This is a genomic window from Methylibium rhizosphaerae (assembly GCF_006386545.1).
Classification (GTDB): domain Bacteria; phylum Pseudomonadota; class Gammaproteobacteria; order Burkholderiales; family Burkholderiaceae_C; genus Pseudorivibacter; species Pseudorivibacter rhizosphaerae.
On sequence record NZ_SWAR01000095.1, the window covers coordinates 1 to 2620 of the forward strand.

3 protein-coding genes are annotated in these 2620 nt (G+C 59.1%); all 3 read left to right on the forward strand.

All coding sequences use genetic code 11. The features are described 5' to 3' along the window. Positions 1-223 precede the first annotated feature (223 nt). On the forward strand, positions 224-739 hold the full coding sequence (locus E8D38_RS27380; protein WP_140637442.1) for a DUF6650 family protein: 516 nt from the start codon (positions 224-226) through the stop codon (positions 737-739). A 107-nt stretch (positions 740-846) separates the two neighbouring features. Beyond that, positions 847-1416, forward strand: coding sequence for an HAD family hydrolase (locus tag E8D38_RS27385; protein WP_140637443.1), 570 nt, complete (start codon positions 847-849; stop codon positions 1414-1416). Positions 1417-1492: 76 nt separating this feature from the next. After that, a complete protein-coding gene (locus tag E8D38_RS27390) occupies positions 1493-1969 on the forward strand; it encodes a GNAT family N-acetyltransferase (protein ID WP_140637444.1) in 477 nt (158 codons plus the stop codon). Positions 1970-2620 lie beyond the last annotated feature (651 nt).

Sequence of the window (2620 nt, forward strand, 5' to 3'; positions counted from 1 at the left end):
ATGCGCAGGAAGTTGCCGTGGCCTGCAAGCGGCTCATTGAGCGCTTCTCAAGCGAGGCATAACCCCTCCATCGAGCGGACAGGCCCCGGCAAGCCGGGTCCTGCCGCTCATGTCGAACGTTAGCCCCGGGGGTCATCCCCACCATTGGGGATGGCGAGCAGTCAGATTTGTGCTGTAGTTGGTTTACCTCAGTCAGTTCCAAGCGCAACACCAGGAGGTTCGTATGAGGTGGATTGACATCCCATACATGGTTACTGGCTTCTCCACCGCGGTGTTCGGTGTCTCATGGACACCGCCGCCCAACGCAAGAGCGATAGTCCGGAATCTCGTCGTCTTTCTTGAAGATCGTCGTTGCCTGTATAACCAGTACGTTGCGGAAGACAAGGAAGCAGTCCGTGTGTCTGTCGACAAGATCCGGGATGAACTGACAAAGACTGTTCAGCTACTCCCTGAGCGCTCAGAGACCATTCCACTTCTGCAAGAGATGCGCGCTGCCAGTCGGCGATACATGGACAATGCCTACGATGCGGTGAATAGCTCCTATGAAACTACTCCGACCTACCAGTTTTTCCAGGCGCTAGGCGGTTTTCGATCAGCCATAGGTGAGCGAATTCATCGACTATGCCTAATGTATGGAATCGACTTGAACGATGAACTGGCTTCTACCTTGCTGCCACACATTGATGAGGAGGCCTCGTCAACTACTCCCCGCAAGCAGGGTGCACGCGAAGAATCCTAAGTGCTTGAGCGCTCAATACGCCGAGGCTAACCCCTCCATCGAGCGGACATGCCCCGGCAAGCCGGGTCATGCCGCTCATGTCGAACGTTAGGCCCCACAATCCGAGCATGGATTCGCCGGCAAGGAAGGTACTTGTGCTCGACTTGGATGAGACCTTGGTCCATGCCAGGGAACTTCCACTTGAGCGCGATGAGGATTTCCGGGTCGGTCCTTACTTCGTCTACCAGCGTCCGCATCTTGCATCGTTCATTGGCTCAGTCGCAGAGGACTTCGATCTGGCTGTTTGGACAGCTTCCGGTGAAACCTATGCTGCTCAGGTGATAGAGCGCATCTTTCCCGTTGGGCTTTTGAAGTTTGTGTGGTCGAGCCGACGCTGCACCACGGCGCGGGATTGGACAACGGGGCACTACACGACAATCAAGAATCTGAGCAAGCTCAAGAAGCAGGGCTACCGACTCGAGAACATCATTGCCGTGGACGACACGGCGTCCAAGTACGCCCGCAGTTATGGGAACCTTGTCACGGTTCGGGAGTTCGTTGGCGATCCGGCAGATGCCGAGCTTCCGTTGCTGGCGCGCTACCTGCGCTCCCTGCTGCACGTGGACAACGTTCGTTCCATCGAAAAGAGGCACTGGCGTCAGCAGGTCGCTTCGGAGGTTCCGGCCGGTGTGGCCTAACCCTTCCATCGAGCGGACGTCTTCCAAGCAAGCTTCGCTTGCTTCCAGCCGCCGCTCATGTCAAACGTTATGCCCCATGAGCGTCGCGCTGCGAGCTGCAATCACCGAAGACGCGCCGCACGTCGCTGAGGTTCTCTTGAGGTCGCGCAAGGCCTTCCTGCCGTATGCGAGCTTGGCCCACACCGATGCTGAGGTTCATCAGTGGGTGCGTGAGGTGCTCATTCCTTCGGGCGGTGTCACCGTGGCTTGCGCTGGCCCATCGATCGTCGGCGTTCTTGCCGTCGAGCGCGAGGACGGGATAAGTTGGCTCAATCAGCTCTACTTGGCACCAAGCCACGTTGGCCGAGGTCTCGGTACACGCCTACTCGGCCATGCGCTGCAGTCGTTGTCGTTGCCGGTGAGGCTCTACACTTTTCAAGCCAATGTGCGCGCTCGCAGGTTCTACGAGCGCCACGGTTTTAAGGCCATCGCGTTCACCGACGGTGGCGCAAACGAGGAGCACTGCCCGGATGTGCTGTACGAACTTGCCTCTCCGGTCAGCGTTGGGGCATAACCCCTCCATCGAGCGGACGGCTTCCGGCCTGCGGCCTACAGCCGCCGCTCATGTCGAACGTTAGCCACCATGTTTGTCTTCGCTGGCTGCGAGTCAGTCTTGTTGTCGGAGCTTGCGCGCGTTGGCGTCCCGGTGCTGCTTGGTGGCCTACTCCTCTCGCCTATGTACTTCGCCGTAGGGGAGCGTTTGCGCGCACGGGTGCTTGGTACCGCGGCATTCCTCTGCATACTCCCAGGCGTCATCCAAGTCGTTCTCGCTGTCATGTCCGCGGAGTCCCTCTGTAGCCTTGTGTTGCCGCGTTGCTTGAAGGCCGGGCCGTGTTGGCTGAGCAGTTTTCTGCTCATGCTCTTGGTTGGTGTGCCGTTGGCGTTGCTGGCCATGCTTGCCGCAATAGGCCGTGGGGGGAGGGAGAACCTATGAGTCAGCGCTTTTCGGTTGCAGCGCTGGTGGCTAACCCCTCCATCGAGCGGACACACAACGGCGGGTCGCAGTGGCGCGCTTCGGCAGCGCTCGCTGCGCCGTTGTGCGCCGCTCATGTCGAACGTTGGGCGTCATAGGAGGCGTGGTGGAGCACTGGGAATGCAGGGCTTGCAGGGCACTTACGTCGACGCACCTCAACCAGTGCTGGAACTGCCATTCCATCAAAGGCGA